Genomic DNA, 25,618 nt, shown 5'->3' with positions numbered 1-25,618 from the left:
ACGCCTCACCGCGCGTGTCTAGCGTCGAGGCATGGACACCGAATCGACGTACACCGCCATCCTCGACAGCGGAGCGGAGCAGGAGAGCATCCGCCTCGAGATGATCGACGGCTCCCCGCAGCGCTCCTTCACCCGCCTGGCCGACATCGACGGCGAGGAGGTCGAGGTGGTCTGGGAGCTGGAGCCCGACGACGACGGCTTCCACGTCTACCGCCCGGTGCGGGTCGAGGGCCGCGACGACGGCAGCGGACTGGTCTCGGACGACCGGCTGACCGACGGCGGCGGCGCCGACGCGGCCTCCGGCGACTGATCTCCGGCGCGCCCGTCCGCCGGCCTGAGCCGAGCGGGCGGGCGCGCTGTCCCATCCGGCTCGAGGGAGACGCCCCTCCGCTCAGGCCGTCGGGTGCAGGGCGTCGTACCCACGGAACCCCAGTCGGAGTCGCAGCACCGCGGCGAGGATCGCGATGATCGCGAGCCCGCCCGCGAGCGGCGGCAGCCAGAGCAGCGCGAGCGAGGCGAGCAGTCCCGTGTAGAGGTCGCCGACCCGCGGGCCGCCCGTCACCACGACGATGAACACGCCCTGGAGCCGACCCCGCATGTTGTCGGGGACCGCGGTCTGCAGCATCGTCTGCCGGAAGATCGAGCTGACGTTGTCGGAGGCGCCCGCGCCGGCCAGGGCGACCGCCGCCAGCGCGATGAGCACCGCGTTCGGCGCCGACGCGTCGTGCTGCACGAATGCGGCACCGAGCAGGACCGCGCCGAACGCGACCACGAACGCTCCGTACACCTGGATCGAGCGGCCGATCGCGAGGCCCTGTCGGCGGACCCCGGTGAGCCGGCCGGAGAAGACGCCGCTGATCAGCGCCCCGATCGCGAACGCGGCCGTGAGGGCGCCCACCGTCACCGCGCCTCCGCCGAGCAGCACGGCGGCGGCCGCCGGGAAGACCACGCGCGGCTGTCCGAAGGTCATGGCCACGATGTCGACCAGGAAGGACATCCGGATGTTCGGGGCGCCCTTCAGGAAGCCCAGGCCGTAGCGGAGGGACTCCAGCCCCGGCCGCTGCCGCTCGCCCTCGGGCACGAGCGCCGGCAGCCCCGCGATGCCGAGGAACGCGGCGAGGAACAGCACGACGTCGATCGTGTACGTGATCGCGAAGCCGGAGGAGGCGACCAGCACGCCGGCGAGGGCGGGCCCCACGGTCACCTCGACTCCGCTCGCGATGCCGCCCAGCGCGGCGGCGGCGGGGACCAGCTCGGTGCGGAGCAGCCGCGGAGCCAGCGTCATCCGGGTGGTCACGATCACCGTCGTCGCCACCGCGTTCACGGCGGTGAGCGCGTAGAGGGAGAGCGGGGTCTCGGCGCCGAGCCAGGCGAGGGCCGCGATCCCCGCGGTCGAGCCCCAGGCCACGACCGCGGCGAGCAGGAGCACCAGGCGGCGGTCGAACGCGTCGGCGAGCATCCCGCCGTAGAGGCCGGCGATCACGGTCGGGACCAGCGCCACCACGCCGACCAGCGCGACCGCGAGGGTCGATCCGGTGAGCTCGTAGATGTGCAGGCCGACCGCGACGATCGTCATCTGGCCGCCGATGCCCGAGATCACGTTGCCGGCCCAGAGCCGGGCGAAGGCCGGGGACTCGCGGAGGGGGGAGACGTCGAGGACGTGGCTGCGCCGGGGGGCGCGGGGGGTCTGGCTCACTCGCTCCATTCTGCTGACTCCGCCGCCCCGGCGGGCCGCGTCGCGCCGATCCGGGGGCTCAGGGGTCATCCCCTAGGGTGAGAGGCATGAGCACGTCATCCGACGGCGCGCCCGGGCGTCAGGGTCCTCCTGCCCCGCGAGCAGCCGGAGCCGCCCCCTCGCGACGCTCGATCCGCACCGCCGCCGAGGCGGGCGCGCGTCGCGCGGCGGCCGCCACGGGCGGTCGGCGCAGCTCCACGGGCGGCGTCCGCGCCGGAGCCGCTCGGACCGGTGCCACGGCCCCGGGAGCCCGCGGATTCCTCCGCCGCTACGGAGCCGGGATCGTCTCGGTCCTCCTGGCCGTCCTCGCCGTCCCGCTGTCGTTCTTCGTCTGGTACGCCCTGATCTCGCTCGGCGCCTACCCGGGCGACCAGGCCGTCAGCGACCTGCTGGTCGGCGTGCTCTACACCGCGCTCGTGCACGCGGTCCTGCTCGCCGGGATCCTGCTCGCCGTCTCCACCCTCCGCGCCCGGCGTCGCGAGAAGCGCCCGCCGATCGCCGGCTGGATCGGCGTGGTCCTCAACGTCCTCGTGCTCGTCTACTGGCAGCTGCTGGTCTCGCCGTGGCTCGTCGTGCTCTGGAACCGGGCCACCGGCTCCTGATGCCGCCCTCCCTCTGGTAGAGTCGTCCGGTTGCCGTTCGACGGCCGCGGATCAAGAGAGCCCACGCATCAGGCGCCGGGCACCGCGCAACGAGAGAGAGGGGATCCCATATATGGCACTCGAAGCAGATGTCAAGAAGGCGATCATCGAAGAGTACGCGACCCACCCCGGTGACACCGGATCCCCCGAGGTGCAGGTGGCCGTCCTGACCAAGCGGATCAAGGACCTCACCGAGCACCTCAAGGAGCACAAGCACGACCACCACTCGCGTCGTGGTCTGCTGCTGCTCGTGGGTCAGCGTCGTCGACTCCTCGGCTACCTGTCGGATGTGGACATCAACCGCTACCGCTCGCTGATCGAGCGTCTCGGTCTGCGCCGCTAGCTCCTCCTGGAGCAGGGCGCGGTCTCGATGACACCGCGAACTTCTTGCCGAACGGGCCGTCCTCCTCGCGGAGGGCGGCCCGTTCCGCGTTCCCGGGCGGACGAGGCGCGCGGCGCCGGTCAGGGCAGGGGAGCGGGGCGGTCGACTCCGCCCCACGAGTAGCCGCTCGAGGCCGAGAACCAGTCGGCCGCGGCCCGCTGGAGCGCCGTGTCCTCCTCGGGGCGGCCGGGAGCCTCCACGGCGTCGACGAGCCCGGGCAGGGCGATCCGCCAGGCCGCCGCGCTGCGCTGGGCGCGGGCCCAGTCGCGCGCGCACACCGGGTCCTCGGCCGCCGCGGCGAGAGCCCGCGGCGAGGTCACCCGCCAGCCGGTGTCCGACTCCGCGACCACGACCGCGCAGGTGAGCGCGGCGCCGCGGATGATGCTGTCGGGACCGGCGGAGGGGCCGATCGCCTGATCCTGAGCCGCGACCACCGCGGTGAGCGCGAGCTGCAGCCGGGTCGAGGGCTCGTCGGGCCGCGGTCGGATCCTCCCGTCGCCGGCCGAGACCGAGGCCGCCGATCCGGGTGCGAGGAGCAGCCCGGAGGAGGACTGCGACGCGTGCAGGCTCAGCAGCCCCGTCACTCCGTCCGTCCCGCTCGTCACGCCCCGCACCGAGGAGTCGCCGAGACTCCAGACGACGGGGGTGCGGTTGTGGATCGTGAGGCGCCGGTGGTCCTCGTCGAGGCAGGCCACGAGGTGGCCGGCCGGCACGCCCGCTCCGCCCTCGAAGGCGGACGAGGCGGCCAGCAGCTCCCGGGCGTCGTCGCACTGGGCGGGGACGTCGGAGGCGGCGGCGGACTGGTCGGCGACCGGCGCCCGGGGGGCGAGGGAGCCGTGCACGCCCGCGACCGCCGCCGTGGTGAGCGCCGCGGCGGCGAGGAGGAGGACCACGCCGCGCCTGCCCATCCTCCGCACCTCCTGGTCGGAGGCTAGCCCGGCACGGGCGCTCGGGCCAGCGCCGCGAGGGGCCCTCGAAGCGTCCGGCAGGAATTCTTTCGAGGAATCTCAGACCGGGTGCATCCGAGGAGGCGCCTCGGGCGGAAGTAGTGGTGAAGGCCCTTCTCGACCACCCCCCGACCCCTCGCGGGTCCCATCGTGAAAGAGGAACACCGTGACCACCTCCCGCTTCTCCCGCAGCCTGCTCGCCGGTGCCTGCATCGGAACCCTGGCCGTCGTCGGCATCGCCGCCACGCCCGCCGCCGCCGCCGACGCCGACTCGGCCGACCTCTCGGTCCTGCACGCCGTCCCCGACACCCCGGTCGACGTCTACGTCGACGGCAAGCTGACGCTCGACGACTTCACCCCCGGCTCGCTCGCCGGCCCGCTCGACCTCCCCACCGGCACCTACAAGGTCGCCATCACGGCCTCCACCGCCGCGGACGCCAGCGCCCCCGTGATCGGCCCGATCGACATCAGCCTCGAGGCGGGGAAGAGCTACACCGTCGCGGCGCACCTCAAGCCCGACAACACCCCCACCGCGACCCTCTTCACCAACGACATCTCGAAGACCGCCGCGGGCGAGGGCCGGCTCACGGTCCGCCACATCGCCGCCGCTCCGGCCGTGGACATCCTCGCCGGAGGGTCGCCCGTCCTGACGAACGTGACGAACCCGAACGAGGGCGTGCTGAACCTCGCCCCGGCCACGATCTCGACCGTGGTCGCCGCGACCGGGACCACCGCGCCGGTCATCGGCCCGGCCGACGTGCAGGTCCAGGAGGGCGTGAACACGATCGTCTACGCCTGGGGCAGCCTGGAGAAGGGTAACCTCGCTCTCGCGACGCAGACCATCGACGGACTGCACTCCTCGCCGTCGGGCGTCCCCGCCGGTGAGGCCGGCCTCGCCGCGGACAACCGCCCCGACGCCGCCGCGGGCTGGTGGGGCGGAGCACTGCTCGCCGCCCTCGCCGCCGCCGGCGCCGTGCTGATCGGCCGCCGCACCGCCGCCTCGCGTCGCTGACCCGAGGAACCGACCGCCGGGTCGGCCGTGCTGGAGCGCGGCCGTCCCGGCACCCCCGACCACGACCCAGGAGGACGCCATGAGCCGGAGCCCCTTCCCTCTGCGCGTCCTCGCCGTGGTCGGGCTGATCGTGGCCGGTGCCGGTCTCGCCGGATGCGCGGCGCAGGAGTCCCGGGTGGAGCCCGCTCCCGCCGCCGTCTCCTCGGCGCCCCAGCAGCCGGTGCCGGCCACGGTCCCCTCCTCGCCCACGGCGGCCCCGCCGGAAGCGGTGCCGTCCGTCCCGGTGGCGGACGCCCGGCTCGGCGCGACCCCCGCCCCCACCGCGCTCGCTCCCGAGCGGCTCGTCGTCGAGGGGCTCCCCGTCGACATGGCCGTCGAGCCGGTCGGAGTCGCGGACGACGGCACGATGGAGCTCGTGCCCGACACGCAGGTCGCCGGCTGGTACCGCTTCGGCGCCGGCCTCGACGAGCCGGAGGGCACGGTCGTGATCGCCGCGCACGTCGACTCCCTCGCCTACGGCCTCGGGCCGTTCGTCGAGCTGAAGAAGGCGGTCCCGGGCCAGACCGTGACCCTGACCGGCGCGGACGGCTCGGAGCGCGCGTACACCGTCTCGACGGTGGAGACCACGGAGAAGACCACGGTCGACCTCTCGGCCGTGTTCGCCGCCGACGGACCGCCGCGGCTGGTCCTGATCACCTGCGGCGGCGACTTCGACTACGACACCCGCCACTACCTCAGCAACGTGGTGGTCACGGCCGTCCCGGCCGGCTGATCCGCCCGCCCGAGCCTCAGCGTCGTACGATGAGCCTCGCAGCGCCGCACGCCCCCGGGCGGCAGCGCTCCCCGCAGCCCTGGAGGGATCCCCTGATCGAGACCATCGAGCCCGCCGACGGCGCCGAGGCCGACAGCGCTCTCGTGGCCCGGCTCGGCCGCCGCTTCGCCGCAGGGGAGGAGGCGGCGCTCGCCGAGGCCTGCTCGCGCTGGTCGCCGCTGGTCTTCACGCTGGCGCTGCGCTCGCTCGGCGACCGCGGCGACGCGGAGGACGTGGTGCAGCGCGTGTTCGTCTCGGCCTGGACCTCGCGCTCGGGCTTCGACCCCGGACGGGCGGCTCTCGGAGCCTGGCTGGTCGGGATCTCCCGGAGGAGGATCGCGGACGCGCACGAGGCGCGGGCGCGCGAGCGGAGGCTCACCGAGGCCCTCGTCGCCGTCACGCCGGTCGAGGAGGGGGAGGCCCCCGTCGACCTCGAGGCGCGGATCCTGATCGCCGACGAGCTGGCCCGCCTGGATCCCGTCCCCCGGCGGGTGATCGGCCTCGCCTTCTACGAGGACCTCACCCACACCGAGATCGCCGAGCGCACCGGCCTGCCGCTCGGTACCGTCAAGAGCCACATCCGCCGCAGCCTCGACCGGCTCCGCTCCCGCCTGGAGGTGACCAGCACATGACCCACCTCGATCCCGACGAGCTCGCCCTGCTCGCCCTCGGCGAGCACTCGAGCGACGCCGAGCAGGCCCACCTGCGCGACTGCCCCGACTGCGCCCGGCAGCTGGTCGAGCTCGGCCACGCCGCGGGCCTGGGCCGTGCGAGCCGTGCTGTCGAGCTGGAGGCGCCGCCCGCGATCGTCTGGGACCGCATCCGCGAGGAGCTCGCCCTCGGCGACCTCGGGCCCGGCGCCCTGCCGTCGTCGGCCGCTGCCGTGCCGCCTCCGCTCGCCCTTCCCCCGGGACGGCACCGTCCCGCCCGCCGCCGCCGGCCCCGCGCTCTGAGCGCCGTTCTGGCAGCTCTCGGCGCGCTCGTCATCGGGGTCGCGGGCGGAGCCTGGTGGCAGGCCTCGCGGAGCGACGACGCCGCCGCCGTCGTGGCGCGCGCTGATCTCGCCGCTCTCCCCGACTGGCAGGGAGCGAGCGGAACCGCGGAGCTGGAGGACGCCGACGGCGCCCGCCGCCTGCACGTGCACCTCGATGCGCAGAGCGCGGACGACTCGTACCGGGAGGTCTGGCTCCTCGCCGCCGACGCCTCCGGGCTGGTAGGCCTCGGCGTGCTCGACGGGACCGACGGCGTCTTCGCCGTGCCCGATGACGTCGACCTCGCCGAGTACCCGCTCGTGGACGTCTCCCAGGAGCCGTTCGACGACGACCCGGAGCACTCCGGCGACTCGATCGTCCGCGGCCCCCTGCGCGAGGGCTGAGGCCTAGGCCGACCGCTCCGCCAGCACGGCCGTGAGCGCCTGCACCGCGGCGGAGGGGCGCGGCGCCGTGCAGACCGAGAGCTCCCAGACCAGCCCCGGCCAGTCGAGCGCGAGGGCCGTGACGCCCTCCAGCGGCTCGACGCCCGCGCGCGGCACGATCGCCGGCCCCAGCCCCGCCTGCACGAAGCGGGGGATCCCCGGCAGATCGGCGACCTCGGTGGCCACCCGGCGCGACGCCCCGGCTTCGCGGAAGGCGAGGTCGACGGCGACCCTGTTGCCGAAGCCGGCGGGCGTGTCCACGAAGGTGAGCCCGTCGAGGTCCTGCGGGGAGGGCGGTCCCGCCGCGGCGAGCGGATGCGCGCTCTCCACCAGCAGGACGTAGTCGCTGCGCACCAGCCGCGTCACCGCCAGGCCCCGCAGCTGCGTCGCCGGCAGTGCCAGCAGAGCGGCGTCGAGCAGGCCGCGGCGCAGGTCCTCGGCGAGACCGGTGGAGCCGGTGGTCGAGGTGCGCAGGAGCAGGTCCACCAGCGGGTGCCGAGTGCGGAAGACGCCGAGCGCGCCGGGCAGGTCGACGAGGTCGAGGGCGGAGAAGGTGCCCACCCGCACCCGCCCGCGGAGCCCCGCCGCGTCGTCGGCCGCGAGCGAGCGCATCCGGTCGAGGCTGTCGATCGCCGATCGGGCCGAGGGCAGGAGCGCCTCGCCGACCGCGGTGAGCGCCACCCGCCGGGTCGAGCGGGCGAACAGCGGCGAGCCGAGCTCCTGCTCGAGCGAGCGGATGCTCGCCGAGAGGGTCGACTGCACGACGAACAGGCGCGCGGCCGCCCGGGTGAAGCTGAGCTCCTCGGCGACGGCGACGAAGGCGGCGAGCTGGCGGTCGTCCATCCGCCCATTATCCAGCAGAGACGATCAATCCAACCGAGATCCTCCGTTGGACACGGATGATGGGGCGGAGCACTGTGGACACCGTGACCACCACCGAGCGCTCCCTCCCGTCCGTCCATCGCCGCGAGCTCCCGCACCGTCACGGCTTCTGGGTGATCGCCGTCGCCTTCCTCACGGTGATGGCGTTCTCGACCGTGCCGACACCGCTCTACGCGATCTACCAGCAGCGCGACGGGTTCCCGGCCTTCGTCGTCACCGTGGTCTTCGCCGCGTACGCGGTCGGAGTCGTGGCGAGCCTCTTCCTCGCCGGGCACGTCAGCGACTGGCTCGGCCGCCGCCGGATCCTGCTCGCGTCGATCCTCGTCGAGGTCCTGGCGGCCGCCGTGTTCCTGCTCTGGCCGGACGTGCCCGGGCTGATCCTCGCCCGCCTGCTGACCGGGCTCGGCGTCGGCGCGCTCACCGCGATGGCCACCGCCCATCTCTCGGAGCTGCGCGCCGTCGCCCGCCCGGAGGAGGGCCCCGGCACCTCCCGCGCCGTCTCCGCCCTCGTGAACATGGGCGGGCTGGCGCTCGGACCGCTCATCGGCGGGGTGTTCGCCGTGACGGTGCGCGAGCCCCTGGTCGTCCCGTACGCCGTGTTCCTCGTCCTCCTGGTCGTCCTCGGGATCGGCGTCGCGCTCGTCCCCGAGACGGTCGAGCGGCGCGAGGTCCTCCCGGCCTACCGTCCGCAGCGCCTGGCCGTGCCGGCCGCGTCCCGCGGCGTCTTCCTCTCGGCCGCGGTCGGCGCGTTCGCCGGGTTCGCCGTGTTCGGCCTCTTCACCTCGCTGGCGCCGACCTTCCTCGCCGGGCGCTTCGGCGAGACCTCCCACCTCGAGGCGGGCGCGGTCTCCTTCGGGGTCTTCGCCGCCGGAGCCGTCGCGCAGCTGGTCTCGATCCGGCTGTCCTCGCGGACGGCGCTCCGCCTCGCGGCCGTGGCGCTGACGGCCGGGCTGCTGCTGGTCGCGACCGGCGCCGTGATCGTCTCGGTGTCCGCCTTCATCGTCGGCGGGGTGCTCGCGGGAGCGGGCGTGGGCCTGCTCTTCCGCCTGGCGCTCGGAGTCGCCGGCTCGCTCGCCACCGACGAGACCCGAGGCGAGGTGCTCGCGGCCGTGTTCCTCGCCGCCTACCTCGGCCTCGCGGTGCCGGTCCTGGCGATCGGTGCCGCGCTCGCGCTCCTGCCGGCCGTCCCGGTCCTGCTCGGCTTCGTCGCCGTCGTGCTCGTCCTGGTGCTCGCGGCGATCGCCCGGATGCGGCGCACCGCCTGACGCGAGCGGGGGAGGGGCCGCGCGCTGGACAATGGAGGCATGAAGCTCTTCTCGTTCGGACGCGGCGACGCGAACCCCCTCCCCTCCGACGACCGCGGCTCGGGCAAGCTCGACGACTACGACTACGAGCTGCGCCCGAAGTCGCGGCGCGGTGACACCCTCCTCCGCCTCGCCGACTCCCGGCCGCACCAGGACGAGATCGCGCGGGTGCTCGCCCTCGGCGAGGACGAGGTCACGGCCGTGATCCCGCGCCGCACCGCGGAGGAGGAGCGCGTGGACGCTCCGATGCCGGTCCGCCTGTTCGCGGCCCAGCGCCCCTCGGGGCTCGTCGGCCAGGTGCCGCGCGGTCTCGAGAACGTGGTCGAGGCCGCCCTCGCCCGGCTCTCGGAGGCGGGGAGGTCGCCCCGCGTGCCGGCCCGCATCGTGACGGTGAGGGGCGGGCTGCGCGTCGAGCTGCTGATGCACGAGACGCGGGGCTGACGGGCGGAGGGCCCGCCGGGTCGGCGCGGTCCATGGAGGAACCGCACCGCGGCTGATAGCATGAACCGGTTCCGAATCCGAAAGCGACCGCCGGTCGACCCAGGATTCGAGCCACGGAGCAGGCCGGCAGGAAGCTGGTCCTCGGTGGTGGAGTCCCGGACGGCGGCAGCGTGCGACAGAGCACGGGCCGCCGCGGCACGAGTCGCAGGCGGCACGTCCCGCTCGCGGCACAGGTCGCGACAGCCCGGAGCTCTTCTACTGGTGGCCAGCACGAACGCCCTCCACAAGACGGCACGGCGCGAAGCCCTGCCGTGGGATCGTCTCGATTCCTGACCGGACCGCTGCTCCGACGAACGCCGGCGCCCAGAAGGGGCGCCGCTGCAGACGTTAAGGAGACAGACCTCTTGGAAGGTCCTGAAATCACATTCGCCGAAGCCGTTCTCGACAACGGCTCGTACGGCACCCGCACCGTCCGCTTCGAGACCGGCCGCCTCGCGCAGCAGGCTCAGGGCGCCGTCGCCGCCTACCTCGACGAGGACACCATGCTCCTCTCGGCCACGTCGGCCTCGAAGAACCCGAAGGACAACTTCGACTTCTTCCCGCTGACCGTCGACGTCGAGGAGCGCTCCTACGCCGCCGGCAAGATCCCCGGCTCGTTCTTCCGCCGCGAGGGCCGCCCCTCCACCGAGGCGATCCTGGTCTGCCGTCTGATCGACCGGCCGCTGCGCCCCTCGTTCGTCGAGGGCCTGCGCAACGAGGTCCAGATCGTCATCACGGTCCTCAGCATCGCGCCGGACGAGTTCTACGACGCCCTCGCGATCAACGCCGCGAGCGCGTCCACGCAGATCTCCGGCCTGCCGTTCTCCGGCCCGGTCGCCGGCGTCCGCCTGGCGCTCATGTCCGACGGCTCCGGCAACGACCAGTGGGTCGCCTTCCCCAAGGCCTCCCAGCTGGAGAACGCCGTCTTCGACCTCACCGTCGCGGGCCGCGTCGTCACCAACGAGGACGGCTCCTCGGACGTCGCCATCATGATGGTCGAGGCCGAGGCCACGGAGTCCTCCTGGAACCTCATCAAGGCGGGTGCGACCAAGCCCAGCGAGGACGTCGTCGCCGAGGGCCTCGAGGCCGCCAAGCCCTTCCTCCGCGCACTCGTCGAGGCGCAGGCGAAGCTCGCCGCCGAGACCGCGAAGCCGGTCAAGGACTACCCGGTGTTCCTGCCCTACGCGCAGGAGACCTACGACAACGTCGCCGAGCTCAGCTACGACGAGCTCGTCCGCGTGTACCAGATCGCCGACAAGGTCGAGCGGCAGGACGCCGACGACGCCCTCAAGGCGCGCGTCAAGGAGCAGATCGCCGAGCGCATCGCCTCGGGTCAGCTGTCGGCCGAGGCCTACAACCAGGTCGGAGCGGCGTACAAGTCCGTCACGAAGGTGGTCGTCCGCGGCCGCATCCTTCGCGACGGCGTGCGCATCGACGGACGCGGCCTCGCCGACATCCGCCCGCTCGACGCCGAGGTGCAGGTCATCCCGCGCGTCCACGGCTCGGCCATCTTCCAGCGCGGCGAGACCCAGATCCTGGGCGTCACCACGCTGAACATGCTCAAGATGGAGCAGCAGATCGACTCGCTGTCGCCCGTCACCAAGAAGCGGTACCTGCACCACTACAACTTCCCGCCCTACTCGACCGGTGAGACCGGCCGCGTCGGATCGCCGAAGCGTCGCGAGATCGGGCACGGCTTCCTCGCCGAGCGCGCCCTCGTGCCGGTGCTGCCGAGCCGCGAGGAGTTCCCCTACGCGATCCGCCAGGTCTCCGAGGCGCTGAGCTCCAACGGCTCGACCTCGATGGGCTCGGTCTGCGCGTCGACCCTGTCGCTCCTCAACGCCGGAGTGCCGCTGCGCGCCCCGGTCGCGGGCATCGCGATGGGCCTCGTGTCCGACGTCGTCGACGGCCAGACCCGCTACGCGGCGCTGACCGACATCCTGGGCGCCGAGGACGCGCTCGGCGACATGGACTTCAAGGTCGCCGGAACCGCCGAGTTCGTCACGGCCATCCAGCTCGACACCAAGCTCGACGGCATCCCGTCGTCGGTGCTCGACGCCGCGCTCAAGCAGGCCAAGGACGCCCGCACCACGATCCTCGCGGTGCTCACGGCGGCCATCGACCAGCCCGACGAGATGGCCCCGACCGCGCCCCGCGTGATCTCGGTGCAGATCCCCGTCGACAAGATCGGCGAGCTGATCGGCCCCAAGGGCAAGACGATCAACGCGATCCAGGACGAGACCGGCGCCGACATCTCCATCGAGGAGGACGGCACCGTCTACATCGGGGCCGTCGACGGTCCGTCGGCCGAGGCCGCGCGTGCGCAGGTCAACGCCATCGCGAACCCGACCAACCCCGAGGTCGGCGAGCAGTTCCTCGGAACCGTCGTCAAGCTCGCGACCTTCGGCGCGTTCGTCTCGCTCCTCCCCGGCAAGGACGGACTGCTGCACATCAGCGAGGTCCGCAAGCTCGCCGGCGGCAAGCGCGTCGAGAACGTCGAGGACGTCCTCGGAGTCGGCCAGAAGCTGCTCGTCCAGATCACCAAGATCGACGACCGCGGCAAGCTGTCCCTCGCGCCCGTCGTGGCCGAGGAGGCCGAGGCCGAGGCTCCCGCCGAGAGCTGATCCCTCCTGCACGACCGTGACGCCCGTCCCACTCCGGTGGGGCGGGCGTCCGTCGTCGGCGGGGGCATGGGGTACGGTGGCGGGACCGCGCCGCACCGCCCCGACCGGAGGACTCCGTGACCGACCCGACGCCCCTGGCCACCGAGCCGGAGACGCCCCTCCTCTCACGCACCCTGGGTCGGACCGGCCTCCCCGTGCATCCGCTCGCCCTCGACGGCTCCGTCTTCGGCTGGGCCGCCGGGATCGACGACACCACCGAGGTGCTCGACGCGTTCGGCCGCCTCGGCGGCACCCTGATCTCGACCGCGGACCACTACGCGACCGGTCGGAGCGAGTACATGATCGGCCGCTGGCTCGAGCAGAGCGGGCTGCGCGAGCGGATGCTGGTCGCGACGAAGGTCGGCCGGCACCCGGACGCGCCGGGACTCGCCCCGGAGGACGTCCGCATCGCGATCGAGGGGAGCCTCGAGCGGCTCGGCACCCGGATCGACCTGCTCTCGTTCGACAGCGAGGACCCCGGGATCCCCATCGCCGACAGCCTGGCGGCGGTCGCGCCGTTCCTGGCGGACGGCTCGGTCGGCGCCCTGGGCGCCGCGCACTTCAGCGGAGCCGCGATCACGGCGCTGCACGAGACGGCGACCGCGTTCGCGCTGCCGTCGCTCTCGGCCGTCGTGTCGGAGTACAGCCTGATGGAGCGCCGGACCTACGAGACCGACGTCGCCCCCGAGGTGGTGCGGCTAGAGCTCGGCACCCTCGCGCGGCTGCCCCTGGCGAGCGGCTACCTCACCGGCGCCCTGCGCAGCCGCACGGACGAGCCGGAGTCGGCCCTGTTCGAGGCGGGCCTGGACTACGTCGGCCGCCACGGCTCCCGCGTGCTCGCTGCCCTCGACGAGATCGCCGGCGCCCACGGCACGGAGCCCGGCGTGGTCGCGCTCGCCTGGGTGCTCTCGCACCAGGAGGTCTCGGCGGCGATCGTCCGGGCCCGGAACGCCGCGGAGCTCGAGTCGCTGTTCGCGGCGGCCGCGCTCCCACTGACCCGGAGCGATATCGCCCAGCTGGACCGCGTCTCCGCCTGAGGCTCTCGCCCGCTGGTCCGCCGCCGTCGGGCGCCGCGCCCCGCGCCGGGCTCGGAGCGGGGCGCGGCGAGGCTCAGCGGCGCAGGATGCGCGCCTCCCACGGGCCGAACGTCGACCCGGTCGCACCGGCGACGTTGCCGAGGACCGTCTCGGCAGCCGCCCACTCCTCGAGCAGCGGCTCCTCGAGCGGCTCACCGGACACGTTCCCGACGACGAGCAGCTCGCCCGGTCCGGTGCGTGTGAAGGCGAAGAGCGCGGGGTGCTCGGGCTCCAGCAGCGCGAAGCGGCCCAGCTGCACCGTCTCGTCGGAGTGCCGCAGCGCGATCAGCGCCCGGTAGTACTCGAAGACCGACCGCTCGGCGGCCCGATCGGCGGCGACGTTCACCTCGGCGGCGTTGGGGTTGACCGCGATCCACGGCTCGCCGGTCGTGAAGCCGGCCTGGGGGCCGTCGTCCCACTGCACCGGCGTGCGGGCGTTGTCGCGGCTCTGCGCGCGCAGCCCGGCGAGCACGGTCGCCGGGTCCTCGCCGCGCTCGCCGACGGCCTCGGCCCAGTAGTTCAGGGACTCGACGTCGCGGAAGTCCTCGATGCCGGCGAACGGGACGTTCGTCATCCCGATCTCGTCGCCCTGGTAGATGTACGGCGTGCCGCGCTGGAGGTGGAGGAGCGTCGCCCAGAGGGTCGCGGACTCGTAGCGGTGCGCGCCGTCGTCCCCGAAGCGCGAGACGAGACGCGGCTGGTCGTGGTTGCCGAGGTACAGGCTGTTCCAGCCGCGCTCGGCCAGGCCGTCCTGCCAGCGCGCGAGGTTGGCCTTCAAGGCGACCAGGTCCAGCGGCACCGGGTGGAACTTGTCGACTCCGTGGTCGATGCCGACGTGCTCGAACTGGAAGACCATGTCGAGCTCACGCCGCTCGGGATCGGTCACGAGCACCGCCTCCTCGAGGGTGACCCCGGGCATCTCGCCGACGGTGAGGAAGGAGCCCTCGCGGTGCGCGAACACGGCCTCGTGCATCTCGCGGAGGTACTCGTGGAGCCGCGGACCCACCCCTCCGACGATGCCCGCGCCGCCCTGCTCGCCGTCGACGGCTCCCACGTCCTTCGAGACGAGGTTGATCACGTCCATCCGGAAGCCGTCCACTCCGCGGTCGAGCCAGCGGTTCATCATCGCGTGCACCGCGTGCCGCACCTCGGGGTTCTCCCAGTTGAGGTCCGGCTGCTGCACCGCGAAGAGGTGGAGGAAGTACTCGTCCGTCGCCGGGTCGAGCGTCCAGGCCGGGCCGGAGAAGTAGGAGCGCCAGCCGTTCGGCTCGGCGACGTCGAGGCCGGCGCCGGCGGCCGCCTCGAGCTCGCGGCCGGGCTCGGCCGAGCGGCGCCCGCGGCGCCACCAGTACCAGTCGCGCTTCGGGTCCTCCTGCGAGGAGCGGGACTCGACGAACCAGGCGTGCTCGTCGCTCGTGTGGTTGACCACGAGGTCCATCACGATGCGGATGCCGCGCTCGTGGGCCTCCGCGAGGAGCAGGTCGAACTCCTCCAGCGTCCCGAACCGCGGGTCGATGTCCTCGTAGTCCGAGATGTCGTAGCCGTTGTCGTGCTGCGGCGACGGGTAGACCGGCGAGAGCCAGATCACGTCGACCCCCAGGTCGGCGAGGTGGTCGAGCTTCGAGCGGATGCCGCCCAGGTCGCCGATGCCGTCGCCGTTCGAGTCCGCGAACGAGCGCGGGTAGATCTGGTAGACGACGGCGCTCGTCCACCAGGGCGCGGACGTCTCCCGCTCGGGGGAGTCGGAGGTCGGGGCGGCGGTCTCGGAGGGGGTCGGGGCGGCGGAGTCCATGGTCGCGAATCTAGCCCGGACGGCCGACACGGAGGGACCCGCCGCACCGCTGCCCGGCGCGAGTCGACCCCGCCGGCGGCGCCCGTGTAACGATCTGGTGAACCGTGCGCGACCCGGCGGAGTGGCGGCTCCGGCGCTCGGATACTCTCTCCCCTGGCGGGACCCGAGCCGCCGCAGGGAGAGTGGTGGCGTGCCCAGGGACAGGACCGGCGCCGTCGTGCGGGCTCCCCGTCACAGTGCCGTCCCGCTCCCGCCCGCGGCGTCCCGCGCAGCCTCCTCGAGCGGCGTCCTCGCCGAGACCGGCCCCGTCGAGCCGACCGCCGTCGCACCCTCGCACCGCCGGCCGATGGGCGACTCCGGCCACGACCTCTTCCCCTTCGTGCTCGACGCGGCGGCCCTCGGCCGCGACGACGGTGCCGGGCTGCTCGAGCGCTACGCGGCGTGGGGCGGCAACGGCGTCGTCGTCACCGACTCGAGCCTCGCGGAGGGCGTCGGCGGCTGGCCCGCCGGACACCGCGACCGGGACCGCTTCATCCTGATCGGCCGCTTCGCCGCTCCGGTCGGCGCGCCCGCGACGCCGCGTGCGCTGGTGGACCGTGTCGAGGGGGCGCTGCGCCGCCTCCGCACCGATCGCCTCGACGTGCTGGCGGTCCGCCCCGACGGGGCGGGGCGCCTCGACGAGCTCCTCAGCGCTGTCGACGTGCTGCTGGCGCGCGGGCTGGTGCGGTCGGTGGTCGCCTCCGGGTTCTCCCCGGAGGAGCTCTTCGAGGCGCGCGTCCTGGCCGCCCACGGGCTGCCCCGCCTCGCCGGCGCGGAGGTCCGCTGGAACCTGCTCGAGCGGCCCGGCTCGGAGGGCGACCTCGGCCTCGTCGCCGCCGGCCAGGGACTCGCCCTGCTCGCGACCGTCCCCCTCGCCCACGGGTTCCTCCGCGGCGCCGAGCGCACCCGCCGCGAGCTCGGCCGCCTGCCCGACGGGGCACTCGCCGCCTCCCACCTCGGGCGCCGCGGACGCCGGGTCCTCGCCGTCCTCGACGCGATCGGTGCCGAGCTCTCGGCCGCTCCCGCCGCCGTCGCCCTGGCCTGGCTGCTCGGCCGGCCGCGGCTGACCGCCGCGACGGTCGCCCCGCGCTCACCCGCCGACGTGGACGCGCTGGTGCGCGCGGTCTCGCTCGAGCTCGACCCCGGACACCTGGCCGCGCTGGAGCGCGCGCGCCGCTGACCGCGCCCGTCCGCGACGCCCCCTGCACCTCTCCCGCCACGGCGCGACAGCCCGGCTCGGGCAACCGTCGCGGTGGCCTAGGGTGGGCACGATGAATCACGGAGTCGCACTGCCCCTCGACCAGCCGGAGACGTCAGTCCGGGCCGCAGGCGGATCCACGGTCCGCCGCTCCGTCCTCCCGAGCGGTGTCCGCATCCTCAGCGAATCGGTGCCCGGCGCCCGCAGCGCCACGATCGGCTTCTGGGTCGCCGCGGGTTCTCGCGACGAGCGGCTCGGCCGCCCCGCGACCGCGGGCGAGCCCGCCGTGCCCTCCAACGTCGGCTCGACGCACTTCCTCGAGCACCTGCTGTTCAAGGGCACGCAGAAGCGGTCCGCCCTCGACATCGCCGTGTCCTTCGACTCCGTGGGCGGGGAGCACAACGCTCTCACCGCCAAGGAGTACACCTGCTACTACGCCAAGATCCAGGACCGCGACCTCCCGATGGCGGTCGAGGTGATCGCCGACATGGTGACCTCGAGCCTGATCGATCCGGACGAGTTCGAGACCGAGCGCGGGGTCATCCTCGAGGAGCTCGCGATGGCGGACGACGATCCGGCCGACGTGGCGGGCGAGAAGCTGTTCGAGGCCGTGTTCGGCGACCACCCGCTGGGCCGCCCGATCGGGGGCACCGCCGCGACCATCGGCGAGGCCACCCGGGACGCGGTCTGGGCGCACTACCGCGCCGCCTACCGCCCGCGCGACGTGGTGATCACCGTCGCCGGCGCCGTCGACCACGAGGCGCTCGTCGCGCTGCTCCAGCGGGTCCTCGTCGCCGACGGCTGGGACCTCGGCACGGCGGCCCCGCCCGTCGAGCGGCGCGTCGGCGGCCGTGCGTCCTACACCCGCGGCAGCGCCCTGTCGGTGGTGCACCGCCCCACCGAGCAGGCGAACCTGCTGGTCGGCTTCCCCGGTCTCGCCGCGGGCGACGAGCGGCGGATGACGATGGGCGTCCTCAACTCGATCCTCGGCGGCGGCATGTCCTCGCGGCTGTTCCAGGAGGTACGCGAGAAGCGCGGCCTGGCCTACTCCGTCTACTCCTTCGCCCCGTCCTACTCGGACGCGGGCCTCTTCGGGCTCTACGCCGCGTGCACCCCGGCGAAGGCGGGGACGGTCGCCGAGCTCCTGCTCACCGAGTTCCACCGCCTCGCCGAGGACGGCGTCACCGACGACGAGCTCGCCCGCGCCCGCGGCCAGCTCTCGGGAGCGGCGGCGCTCGCGCTGGAGGACTCCGACACCCGGATGTCGCGCCTCGGACGCGCAGAGCTGACCTTCGGCGAGTTCGTCGACCTCGACGAGAGCCTGCGCCGACTCGCCCTCGTCGGCGCGGAGGACGTCCAGGCACTCGCGGCAGACTTGGCCCGGGGGCCGTCGTCGATCTCGGCCGTCGGCGCGGTCGACGAGTCGGCCTTCGCCGGGATCGCCGGGATCGAGAGCGCCTCCGCGATCTGATCCGATCGTCGAACGCCCGCTGACCGCGCACCGCCGCGCCGCACCAGGGAGGACCCCGTGTCCCACTACATCTACCTCGTCCGCCACGGCGAGCAGCAGGACGCCGAGCACGGCATGCCGGACGGCCCGCTCTCGGCCCGTGGTGAGCGCCAGGCGAGGCTCATCGCCGAGCGGCTCGGCGGAGTCCCCTTCACCGGAGCGTGGCACTCCCCGCTGCGCCGGGCCGAGGAGACGGCCGCACGCTTCCAGACGCTTCTGCCGAGCCTGCCGCTCCAGCCGTCCTCGCTGCTGTTCGACTGCATCCCCTCGGGGCCGACCCCGGACATGCCCAAGGCGTTCGAGCCCTTCTTCGGCAGCGTCACCGCGGCCGAGATCGAGGCGGGGCACGCGCAGATGCAGGACGCGGTGGCCGAGTTCCTGGCGCCGTCGCGCGAGGACCGCCACGACCTCCTCATCACCCACAACTTCGTGATCGGCTGGTTCGTCCGCCACGTGTTCGACGCTCCCGACTGGCGGTGGCTGGGCCTCAACCAGGCCAACTGCGGGCTGACGATCATCCGCGTCCGCTCCCGCAAGCCGCCGGTGCTCGTCGTGCACAACGATCTCTCGCACCTGCCCGTGGAGCTGCGCACCGGCCTGCCCGAGGCCCAGCCGTACTGAGCCGCGGGCTACGCTGAGTCGGTGACTACCTCCGTCGCCGTGGTCGGCGCGTCCGGCCGACTCGGCTCGTTCACCTGCTCGCTCATCGAGGCGTCGAGCGAGTTCTCGCTCGTCGCGCGGCTCGGCTCGCGGAGCGATCCCGCCGAGATGCTCGCGGCCGACGTCGTCGTCGACATGACCGTGCCGGCCGTCAGCCAGCAGATCGTCGACTTCGCCGTGGCCAACGGGAGGAAGGTGCTCGTGGGCACCTCCGGCTGGACCGGCGACCGGATCGCGGCCCTCCGGCGCAGCGTCGCCGAGCAGCCCGAGGCCGGTGTCGTGATCATCCCCAACTTCTCGCTGGGCTCGGTGCTCGCGACTGCGCTGGCCACCGTGGCCGCGCGGTTCTTCGACGCCGCCGAGATCGTCGAGACCCACGGCGCCCGCAAGGTCGACTCGCCCTCCGGGACCGCGGTCCGCACGGCCGAGCTGCTGCTGCGCGCCCGGGCCGAGCTCGGTCCGGTGCAGGCTCCGCACACCGACCAGCGGGCCCGCGGCCAGCAGGTCGCGAGCGTCCCGGTCCACAGCCTCCGCCTGCCCGGAGTGGAGGCGCGCCAGGAGGTCGTCTTCGGCGGCACCGGCGAGACGGTCACCATCCGGCACGACACCACCTCGCAGGCGTCCTACGAGCAGGGCGTCCTGCGTGCTCTCGACGCGGTCCGGACGACCACGGGCGTGGTGGTGGGCCTCGACGCGCTGATCGACCTGCGCGCCGCCTTCGACGCCGCGCCTCTCGCCGAGCGGCCGGTCGACGAGCAGCCCGTCATCGACCGGACTCCGTCCGGCCAGGCCGCCGCAGCGACGAGCACCCCGTGAGGACCCGCGTCGGCGTCGTCCTGATGGCGGTCCTGCTGGCCCTCTACCTGTTCGTCTGCCTGCAGTACTCCGTCGTCGCCTTCGCCGCGGCGACGGTGCCCGGCATCGTGATGGGCGTCGGCCTGCTGATCCTCGGCGCCGTCGGCGTCTGGGGGCTCGTGCGCGAGCTGCTGTTCGGGCTCCGCGCCGAGAAGCTGGCCCGTCGGCTGGAGGGCGAGAACGCGCTGCCGCAGGAGGTCCTCGACTCGCGGGCCAGCGGGCGTCCGCTCCGGGAGGAGGCGGACGCGCTGTTCCCGCAGTACGCGGAGGAGGTCGACGCGCAGCCCGGGAGCTGGCGCGCCTGGTACCGCCTCGGCCTCGCCTACGACGCCAGCGGCGACCGCAAGCGCGCCCGAGGCGCCATCCGCCGGGCCATCGCGCTGGAGCACGAGGCTCCGGCCTGACCGCTCGGCCGCGACCCGAGCCCGGCCCTCCGGGCGAGGACCGCTCAGGCGGCCCGGATCAGGCGAGCACCCACTCCAGCGCCTCGCCGACGGTGCGGTGGCGGAACTCGAAGCCGTCGTCCAGCAGCCGCTGGGGAACCAGGCGCTGGCTCGAGAGCAGGAGCTCGTGCCCGGCGTCGCGCAGCGCGAGCTCGATGATCTTCTCGGGGACGGCCAGCTTGAACGGGCGGTGCAGCTGCTCGGCGAGGGTGCGCATCACGTCGTTCGCGGTCGCCGGCACCGGTCCGGCGAGGTTCACCGGGCCCGAGAGCGAGGACGTGAGCAGGTGGCGGATCGCCGCGGCCTCGTCGTAGAGGCTGATCCAGGGCCAGGCCTGATTGCCGCTGCCGAGGGGTCCGCTGAGACCGAGCTTCGTCAGGGGCAGGAGCGGCTTGAGCGCGCCGCCGTCGCCGAGGACGAGCCCGGTGCGAGCGGTGACCACCCGCGTGGCCTCGGGCGCGAGGTGGGCGGCCTTCTCCCAGCGGTCGACGACATCGGCGAGGAATCCGTCGCCACGCGAGGACTGCTCGGTGAGCTCCTCGCCCGGGCGGTCTCCGTAGTAGCCGACCGCGGAGGCGTTGATCAGCGTCGTCGGCGGGGTCGAGGACATCCGCATCGCGTCGGTGAGGGTCTGCGTGGACTGGATCCGCGAGTCGAGGATCTCCCGCTTGTAGGACGCGGTCCACGGCAGGCGGCTGATCGAGGCGCCGGAGAGGTTGATCACGGCGTCGACGCGGTCGAGCACGCTGAAGTCGAGCATGTGCGAGGTGGGCGCCCAGTGGAACTCGTCCGGGCTCGACGGCGCGTGGCGCACCAGGCGCAGGATCTCGTGCCCCTCGGCGCGCAGCTGGCGGGTCAGCTCGGAGCCGATCATCCCGCTGGCGCCCGAGATCAGGACGCGGAGCCGGGGAGCGGACGCATCCGGCCGGGCCGACGGCAGCTCGGACGGCGTCGACACGCGCTCGCCCGGCGTGCGCGCGGCGCGCCGCGGCGAGCCGGAGTCCGTGGTCCCGTCGTGGTCGGAGTGCCGTGCGGATGAGTCGCTCATGGTGCCTCCCGGAGCCGGTCGCGGGCCGCCCGCGAAGCGGACCCAGCCTAGAGCCTCACGCCCGGGAGCCGGCCGAGCGCCCGACCAGGCCGGCCCGCGCGAGCACGAGGTAGAGCTCGCAGCCCAGGCAGAGGCCGAACACGGCGTTGAGGAAGGCGGCGAGGAAGGCGACGGCCGCGGCGACCGGAACCGATCCCGGGACGCCGGCGACGTGCAGGAGGACGCCGGCGCCGGTCACCACCAGGCCGATCAGCTGGGCGAAGCGCGGCGGGCGGGCGTCCTCCCACTCGCGCGGCGGTGCCAGGTGCGGCCGGACCACCCGGCGGAACAGCACCGCCCAGGGGCCGGAGCCGACGCCGCGCGCGGCCGACCAGGCGAAGAGGGCGGCGAGCGCGAGCAGCAGGAGGAAGCCGGGCTGGGAGAGCCGGCCGTCGAGGTCGGCCCGGGCCGCGGCCGCGAGCCCGAGGCCCACGGCCGTGAGGAGGAGTGCGGCGGTGACTCCGGCGGCGACCCTCGGGCCGCGGGGATCGACGGTGCCGGACGGGGGAGTGGCGCCGGTGGTGGAGGGGGAGCGGGTGCTCATCATGTCTCCTGGAGTCGGTCGAGCTCGATGGTCAGGGCGGCCCGGGTCGGAGCGCCGCCGACGCGGCTGCGCGGCACTCCGTCTCGATCGAGCAGGAGGAGCGTGGGCGTCTGCCGGACGCGGAAGCGCGCCGCGAGGTCGGGGCGGTGCGTCAGATCGACGTCGAGGTGCGCCAGCCCGGGCCGCTGCTGGGCGAGCTCCCCGAGCATCCGTCGCACTGCAGGGCACCGCGTGCAGACGTCGGTCGAGAACTGCACGACTGTGGCCCGGGTCCCGAGCACTGCGCCGGGGACGAGCTCGCCGGGGTCGATCGCGGGGTCCTGGCGCGAGGGGGCGCTCGCGACGCGCCCGGAGCGGGCCCGATGGACAGCCCCGAGGACGACGCCCAGCACGACGAGGCCGAGCAGTGCGGCGAGGATCGTCACGGGCTCCATCCGGGAAGCGTAGGTCGGCGCGGGCGCTCCGCGGACGACTGTTTCGGGATGTGACGACGGCCGCGGTCGGAGCGTGGTCTAGGTTCGATCCGTGACCGAACAGAGCAGCCTCAGCGCAGACCCGAGTAGTCCCGTCTTCCGCAGTGATGTCGTCGTCGAGCTGGTCCGCGCGAGCGCCCACGACTCCGACGTGCTGTTCGCGGCCCGCGTCTCGACCCAGGGCGAGAAGACGCTCGCCGAGGCGCTCGACGGCGAGGAGTCCGACGCCGAGTTGCAGCGCAAGCGCGACCGCGGACTGATCAACTACCTGATGCGCGACCGCCACGGCTCGCCGTTCGAGCACAACTCGATGACCTTCTACGTGCAGGCGCCGATCTTCGTCTTCCGCGAGTTCATGCGGCACCGCATCGCCTCCTACAACGAGGAGTCGGGCCGCTACCGCGAGCTCCGCCCGGTCTTCTACGTACCCGGTCCCCGCCGCAACCTCGTGCAGGTCGGCAAGCCCGGCGCCTACTCCTTCGAGCCGGGCACCCCCGAGCAGGCCGAGCTCGTCGCCGAGGAGACGCGCCGCGTCAGCACGCAGGCCTACGAGTCGTACCGGCGGATGCTCGGCGAGGGCGTCGCCCGCGAGGTCGCCCGGATCGTCCTCCCGCTGAACATCTACTCGTCGATGTACGTCACGCTCAACGCCCGCTCGCTGATGAACTTCCTCTCCCTGCGCACCAAGCGCGAGGACTCGACGTTCCCCTCCTTCCCGCAGCGCGAGATCGAGATGGCGGCCGAGCAGATGGAGACGCACTTCCAGGAGCTGATGCCCCTCACGGCCGCCGCCTTCACAGCGAACGGCCGCGTCGCTCCGTAGCCCGCCGCCCGGCGAGGACGAGCGGGCCGTCCCGCCCGATCCGCCTGCTGCCGTCCGCGCGGGCGGCTCCGGGAACCTCCTCCCGGCGGCGCGGCGGCGACCCGCTACCCTGGCAGCGTGTCAACTCCGGAGAATCCCTTCGGCCAGGTCCTGGTCGCCCTGGTCACCCCGTTCACCGCCGACGGCGAGGTCGACTGGCCCGGTGTCGAGAAGCACATCGACGACTGCATCGCAGCGGGCGCGGACGGCATCGTGGTCACCGGGACCACGGGCGAGACCAGCACCCTGACCGACCCGGAGAAGATCCGCCTCGTCGAGGTCGGCCGCTCGGTCGCGGGGGGCCGCGCGAAGATCATCACGGGAGGCGGCTCGAACGAGACCGCCCACGCCATGCAGCTCGCCCGTCAGAGCGAGAAGGCCGGCGCCGACGGCAACATGATCGTCACCCCGTACTACAACAAGCCCACGCAGGCGGGCGTGCTCACCCACTTCCGGATGATCGCGGATGCGACGGACCTGCCGGTCATCCTCTACGACATCCCCGGCCGCACCGGCGTGCCGATCCGCTACGAGACGATCCTGCGGGCGGCCAAGCACCCGAACATCCTGGCCGTGAAGGACGCGAAGGGCGATCTCTCCGAGGTCAGCCGCGTGCTCAACCAGACCGACCTGATGTACTTCTGCGGCGACGACGCGAACGTGCTCCCCGAGCTCGCCATCGGCGCCACGGGGCTCATCGGCGTCACCGCGAACATCGCCGCCGCGCCGTACCGCACGATCGTCGACGCGGTGAACGCGGGCGACCTCCACGCGGCCACTCGTGCGCACCAGCAGCTCGAGCCGCTCGTGCGCGCCGTGATGACGCACGTCCCCGGGACCGTCGCCGCGAAGTACATCCTGCACGGCCTCGGCCGCATCTCCTCGCCGCGCGTGCGGCTGCCCCTGGTCGGCCCGGAGGAGTCGGAGGCGGCGCTCATCGAGGACGAGCTCGGCCTGGTCCGCGACATCCCGGGCGTCGACTTCCGCAACTTCCGGCCCGACCGCAACGCCGCGGCCGGCGGCGCCCTCCCGAAGGTCGCCGGCACCACCCGCTGAGCCCGAGCGGCACGTCCCGAGAAAGCACCGCTGGAGAAGGAGGGCGCATGCCCGGTCCCGTGATCATCCCCGCCCCGCTCGCTCCGGGAACGCTCCGGATCATCCCCCTCGGCGGCCTCGGCGAGATCGGCCGCAACATGACCGTCTTCGAGATCGACGGCAGGCTCCTGGTCGTCGACTGCGGCGTGCTCTTCCCGGAGGAGGACCAGCCGGGCGTCGACCTGATCCTCCCGGACTTCACGCCCATCCGGGACCGGCTCGACGACATCGTCGGAGTGGTCCTCACCCACGGCCACGAGGACCACATCGGCGCCGTCCCCTACCTGCTCCGGCTGAAGCGCGACATCCCGCTGATCGGCTCCACCCTCACGCTCGCCCTCGTCGAGGCGAAGCTCAAGGAGCACCGGATCACGCCGTACACGCTCACGGTGAAGGAGGGCGACGTCGAGAACCTCGGGCCCTTCGAGCTCGAGTTCGTCGCCGTGAACCACTCGATCCCGGACGCGCTGGCCGTGTCGATCGTCACCGACGCGGGCTCGGTGCTGCACACCGGCGACTTCAAGATGGACCAGCTGCCGCTCGACGGCCGGATCACCGACCTGCGCGCCTTCGCCCGCCTCGGCGAGGAGGGAGTCGACCTGTTCATGGTCGACTCCACCAACGCCGACGTCCCCGGCTTCACGCCGAGCGAGCGCGACATCGGCCCGGTCATCGAGAGCGTCATGGCCAGGGCGACCCGCCGCGTCATCGTCGCGAGCTTCTCCAGCCACGTGCACCGGGTGCAGCAGGTGCTCGACGCGGCCCACGCCACGGGCCGCCGCGTGGCGCTGCTCGGCCGCTCCATGGTCCGCAACATGCGCATCGCCGCGGATCTCGGCTACCTGCACGTCCCTCCGGGAGTCCTGGTCGACATGAAGAAGTCGGGCGACGTCCCCGAGGACAGGATCGTCTACATGTCCACCGGGTCGCAGGGCGAGCCGATGGCCGTCCTCAGCCGGATGGCCAACCTCGATCACCAGATCGAGCCGGGGGAGGGCGACACGGTGATCCTCGCCTCCAGCCTCATCCCCGGCAACGAGAACGCGGTGTACCGGGTCATCAACGGGCTCACGCGGCTCGGAGCGACCGTCGTGCACAAGGGCAACGCGAAGGTGCACGTGTCCGGGCACGCCGCGGCCGGCGAGCTCCTCTACTGCTACAACATCCTCAAGCCGCTGAACGTGATGCCGGTGCACGGCGAGTACCGGCACCTGGTCGCGAACGCGCAGCTCGCGCGCGAGACCGGGATCGCGGAGGAGAACACGATCATCGCCGAGGACGGCACCGTGATCGACCTGCTCGACGGCAGGGCGACCGTCGTCGGACGGCTCGACCTGGGGTTCGTCTACGTCGACGGATCGTCGGTGGGCGAGATCACCGACGCCGACCTCAAGGACCGGCGGATCCTCGGCGAGGAGGGCTTCATCTCGATCATCGTGGTGGTCGAGGCGGGCACGGGGCGGATCGTCGTCGGCCCCGAGATCCACGCGAAGGGCTTCGCGGAGGACGACAGCGTCTTCGACGAGGTCAAGCCGCGGATCGCGGCCGCGCTCGAGGAGGCGGTGCGGAACGGGGCGAGCGATCAGCACGCGCTCTCGCAGGCCGTCCGTCGAGTCGTCGGCCGCTGGGTCAACACCTCCTACCGCCGCCGGCCCATGATCGTGCCGCTCGTCATCGAGGCCTGAGCCTCCCGGCCGGCGGCGGATCGGCGCC

At 73.5% G+C, this 25,618-nt stretch carries 26 protein-coding genes; 19 read left to right on the top strand and 7 right to left on the bottom strand.

Annotated elements, in window-relative coordinates:
- Window positions 1-31 precede the first annotated feature (31 nt).
- The gene (locus C5C69_RS02305) at window positions 32-310 is read left to right on the top strand and encodes a hypothetical protein (protein ID WP_104257227.1); all 279 of its coding nucleotides are present in this window, start codon (window positions 32-34) and stop codon (window positions 308-310) included.
- An 81-nt stretch (window positions 311-391) separates the two neighbouring features.
- Here the strand turns inward: C5C69_RS02305 and C5C69_RS02300 are convergent, their stop codons facing one another.
- On the bottom strand, window positions 392-1,696 hold the full coding sequence (locus C5C69_RS02300) for an MFS transporter (protein WP_258065255.1): 1,305 nt from the start codon (window positions 1,694-1,696) through the stop codon (window positions 392-394).
- 86 nt (window positions 1,697-1,782) lie between these two features.
- On the opposite strand from C5C69_RS02300, the gene C5C69_RS02295 reads away from it, so the two are divergent.
- Together C5C69_RS02295 and rpsO are read left to right on the top strand one after the other, a co-directional pair.
- Window positions 1,783-2,337, top strand: coding sequence for a hypothetical protein (locus C5C69_RS02295; protein WP_104257225.1), 555 nt, complete (start codon window positions 1,783-1,785; stop codon window positions 2,335-2,337).
- Between the two features lie 112 nt (window positions 2,338-2,449).
- Window positions 2,450-2,719: a 30S ribosomal protein S15 gene (gene rpsO / locus C5C69_RS02290; protein WP_068252328.1), complete on the top strand. Its 270-nt coding sequence runs from the start codon at window positions 2,450-2,452 to the stop codon at window positions 2,717-2,719.
- A 119-nt stretch (window positions 2,720-2,838) separates the two neighbouring features.
- On the opposite strand, the gene C5C69_RS02285 is transcribed toward rpsO, so the two are convergent.
- Window positions 2,839-3,666, bottom strand: a complete 828-nt coding sequence (locus C5C69_RS02285) for a hypothetical protein (protein WP_104257224.1) — start codon at window positions 3,664-3,666, stop codon at window positions 2,839-2,841.
- Between the two features lie 205 nt (window positions 3,667-3,871).
- On the opposite strand from C5C69_RS02285, the gene C5C69_RS02280 reads away from it, so the two are divergent.
- The 4 genes from C5C69_RS02280 to C5C69_RS02265 all read left to right on the top strand — a co-directional run bounded on the left by C5C69_RS02280 (window position 3,872) and on the right by C5C69_RS02265 (window position 6,903).
- Window positions 3,872-4,717 carry a DUF4397 domain-containing protein gene (locus C5C69_RS02280; RefSeq protein ID WP_104224813.1) on the top strand — a complete coding sequence of 282 codons (846 nt, stop codon included), beginning with the start codon at window positions 3,872-3,874 and terminating at the stop codon, window positions 4,715-4,717.
- Window positions 4,718-4,796: 79 nt separating this feature from the next.
- Window positions 4,797-5,489 (top strand): class F sortase, encoded by a 693-nt coding sequence (locus C5C69_RS02275; RefSeq protein WP_104257223.1) that lies wholly within the window; start codon window positions 4,797-4,799, stop codon window positions 5,487-5,489.
- 29 nt (window positions 5,490-5,518) lie between these two features.
- Window positions 5,519-6,160 (top strand): RNA polymerase sigma factor, encoded by a 642-nt coding sequence (locus C5C69_RS02270; protein WP_104257222.1) that lies wholly within the window; start codon window positions 5,519-5,521, stop codon window positions 6,158-6,160.
- Complete coding sequence (locus tag C5C69_RS02265) at window positions 6,157-6,903, top strand: anti-sigma factor (protein ID WP_104257221.1); 747 nt, start codon at window positions 6,157-6,159, stop codon at window positions 6,901-6,903. Before C5C69_RS02270 ends, C5C69_RS02265 begins: the two co-directional genes overlap by 4 nt.
- A 3-nt stretch (window positions 6,904-6,906) precedes the next feature.
- Here C5C69_RS02265 and C5C69_RS02260 read toward each other — a convergent pair whose 3' ends face one another.
- Window positions 6,907-7,785: a LysR family transcriptional regulator gene (locus C5C69_RS02260; RefSeq protein WP_104233255.1), complete on the bottom strand. Its 879-nt coding sequence runs from the start codon at window positions 7,783-7,785 to the stop codon at window positions 6,907-6,909.
- Between the two features lie 83 nt (window positions 7,786-7,868).
- Between C5C69_RS02260 and C5C69_RS02255 the strand changes: the two genes are divergently transcribed.
- From C5C69_RS02255 to C5C69_RS02240, 4 genes are all read left to right on the top strand, one after another.
- Window positions 7,869-9,089 (top strand): MFS transporter, encoded by a 1,221-nt coding sequence (locus tag C5C69_RS02255; RefSeq protein WP_258065253.1) that lies wholly within the window; start codon window positions 7,869-7,871, stop codon window positions 9,087-9,089.
- A gap of 39 nt (window positions 9,090-9,128) precedes the next feature.
- Window positions 9,129-9,569, top strand: a complete 441-nt coding sequence (locus tag C5C69_RS02250; protein ID WP_104233257.1) for a hypothetical protein — start codon at window positions 9,129-9,131, stop codon at window positions 9,567-9,569.
- A 404-nt stretch (window positions 9,570-9,973) separates the two neighbouring features.
- Complete coding sequence (locus tag C5C69_RS02245) at window positions 9,974-12,232, top strand: polyribonucleotide nucleotidyltransferase (protein ID WP_104226293.1); 2,259 nt, start codon at window positions 9,974-9,976, stop codon at window positions 12,230-12,232.
- A 116-nt stretch (window positions 12,233-12,348) separates the two neighbouring features.
- Complete coding sequence (locus C5C69_RS02240) at window positions 12,349-13,308, top strand: aldo/keto reductase (protein WP_104233259.1); 960 nt, start codon at window positions 12,349-12,351, stop codon at window positions 13,306-13,308.
- 73 nt (window positions 13,309-13,381) lie between these two features.
- On the opposite strand, the gene C5C69_RS02235 is transcribed toward C5C69_RS02240, so the two are convergent.
- Window positions 13,382-15,139, bottom strand: a complete 1,758-nt coding sequence (locus C5C69_RS02235; protein WP_104257219.1) for an alpha-glucosidase — start codon at window positions 15,137-15,139, stop codon at window positions 13,382-13,384.
- A gap of 190 nt (window positions 15,140-15,329) precedes the next feature.
- Between C5C69_RS02235 and C5C69_RS02230 the strand changes: the two genes are divergently transcribed.
- The 5 genes from C5C69_RS02230 (at window position 15,330) to C5C69_RS02210 (ending at window position 19,805) form a co-directional block, all read left to right on the top strand.
- Window positions 15,330-16,358, top strand: coding sequence for an aldo/keto reductase (locus tag C5C69_RS02230; protein ID WP_181127005.1), 1,029 nt, complete (start codon window positions 15,330-15,332; stop codon window positions 16,356-16,358).
- A 91-nt stretch (window positions 16,359-16,449) separates the two neighbouring features.
- On the top strand, window positions 16,450-17,847 hold the full coding sequence (locus C5C69_RS02225) for a pitrilysin family protein (RefSeq protein WP_104233302.1): 1,398 nt from the start codon (window positions 16,450-16,452) through the stop codon (window positions 17,845-17,847).
- Between the two features lie 57 nt (window positions 17,848-17,904).
- Window positions 17,905-18,507, top strand: coding sequence for a histidine phosphatase family protein (locus C5C69_RS02220; RefSeq protein ID WP_104224462.1), 603 nt, complete (start codon window positions 17,905-17,907; stop codon window positions 18,505-18,507).
- A gap of 21 nt (window positions 18,508-18,528) precedes the next feature.
- A complete protein-coding gene (gene dapB / locus C5C69_RS02215) occupies window positions 18,529-19,362 on the top strand; it encodes a 4-hydroxy-tetrahydrodipicolinate reductase (protein ID WP_104257217.1) in 834 nt (277 codons plus the stop codon).
- A complete protein-coding gene (locus tag C5C69_RS02210) occupies window positions 19,359-19,805 on the top strand; it encodes a tetratricopeptide repeat protein (RefSeq protein WP_104233263.1) in 447 nt (148 codons plus the stop codon). The genes dapB and C5C69_RS02210 overlap by 4 nt, the downstream gene beginning before the upstream one ends.
- A gap of 58 nt (window positions 19,806-19,863) precedes the next feature.
- On the opposite strand, the gene C5C69_RS02205 is transcribed toward C5C69_RS02210, so the two are convergent.
- The 3 genes from C5C69_RS02205 to C5C69_RS02195 are packed head-to-tail and all read right to left on the bottom strand — an operon-like array spanning window position 19,864 to window position 21,909.
- Window positions 19,864-20,892: a TIGR01777 family oxidoreductase gene (locus tag C5C69_RS02205; RefSeq protein WP_104233264.1), complete on the bottom strand. Its 1,029-nt coding sequence runs from the start codon at window positions 20,890-20,892 to the stop codon at window positions 19,864-19,866.
- A 55-nt stretch (window positions 20,893-20,947) separates the two neighbouring features.
- On the bottom strand, window positions 20,948-21,475 hold the full coding sequence (locus tag C5C69_RS02200) for a DUF4395 domain-containing protein (RefSeq protein ID WP_104233265.1): 528 nt from the start codon (window positions 21,473-21,475) through the stop codon (window positions 20,948-20,950).
- The gene (locus C5C69_RS02195; protein ID WP_104233266.1) at window positions 21,475-21,909 is read right to left on the bottom strand and encodes a thioredoxin family protein; all 435 of its coding nucleotides are present in this window, start codon (window positions 21,907-21,909) and stop codon (window positions 21,475-21,477) included. Before C5C69_RS02195 ends, C5C69_RS02200 begins: the two co-directional genes overlap by 1 nt.
- A gap of 91 nt (window positions 21,910-22,000) precedes the next feature.
- Here C5C69_RS02195 and thyX point away from each other — a divergent pair, with 91 nt between their 5' ends.
- The 3 genes from thyX (at window position 22,001) to C5C69_RS02180 (ending at window position 25,590) form a co-directional block, all read left to right on the top strand.
- A complete protein-coding gene (gene thyX, locus C5C69_RS02190) occupies window positions 22,001-22,771 on the top strand; it encodes an FAD-dependent thymidylate synthase (RefSeq protein WP_104224468.1) in 771 nt (256 codons plus the stop codon).
- A gap of 117 nt (window positions 22,772-22,888) precedes the next feature.
- Window positions 22,889-23,866 (top strand): 4-hydroxy-tetrahydrodipicolinate synthase, encoded by a 978-nt coding sequence (gene dapA / locus C5C69_RS02185; RefSeq protein ID WP_104224469.1) that lies wholly within the window; start codon window positions 22,889-22,891, stop codon window positions 23,864-23,866.
- Window positions 23,867-23,913: 47 nt separating this feature from the next.
- On the top strand, window positions 23,914-25,590 hold the full coding sequence (locus tag C5C69_RS02180) for a ribonuclease J (RefSeq protein ID WP_104224470.1): 1,677 nt from the start codon (window positions 23,914-23,916) through the stop codon (window positions 25,588-25,590).
- The last annotated feature ends 28 nt before the right edge of the window (window positions 25,591-25,618 follow it).

Origin of the sequence: Rathayibacter sp. AY1C7 (assembly GCF_002931865.1) — a bacterium.
Classification (GTDB): domain Bacteria; phylum Actinomycetota; class Actinomycetes; order Actinomycetales; family Microbacteriaceae; genus Rathayibacter.
Note: the sequence above shows the minus strand (reverse complement) of the source record. Positions and strands in the feature narration are given on the sequence as shown.